Below are 271 nucleotides of genomic sequence, written 5' to 3'. Positions count from 1 at the left end.
AGTCCGGTTTCCTGGGTGGCGCGGGTGATGAGGTCTTCGCCGATGGCTTCGATGTTCTCTGCGATCGCTTCGAGGAAGGCGGCGTGGGTTTCGGGGTCCAGGGTGCTGAAGGAGGGGTAGGCGTCAGCGGCGGCGGAGGTCGCCGTCGTCAGCTGTTCCTCGGTGATCAGCGAATACGCGGGCTCGAGCTGCTCATTCGTGGCGGGGTTGAAACCGAAAGCGGTTTTGCCGCCGCCGACGACAGGCCGGCCGGCGATCAGGGAATGTCCGG

Annotated in this window: 1 protein-coding gene; it reads right to left on the bottom strand. The window is 65.7% G+C overall.

Annotated features, from left to right (window positions below; all coding sequences use genetic code 11):
* Positions 1 to 271: aldehyde dehydrogenase family protein (locus tag ACU18_RS18735; RefSeq protein WP_157407860.1), on the bottom strand; the 271-nt coding region annotated here is incomplete at both ends.

Source organism: Arthrobacter sp. ZBG10 (assembly GCF_001238605.1).
Lineage (GTDB): Bacteria > Actinomycetota > Actinomycetes > Actinomycetales > Micrococcaceae > Arthrobacter.
The sequence above is the reverse complement of the archived record's forward strand: the minus strand, read 5'-3'. Positions and strand labels throughout refer to the sequence as shown.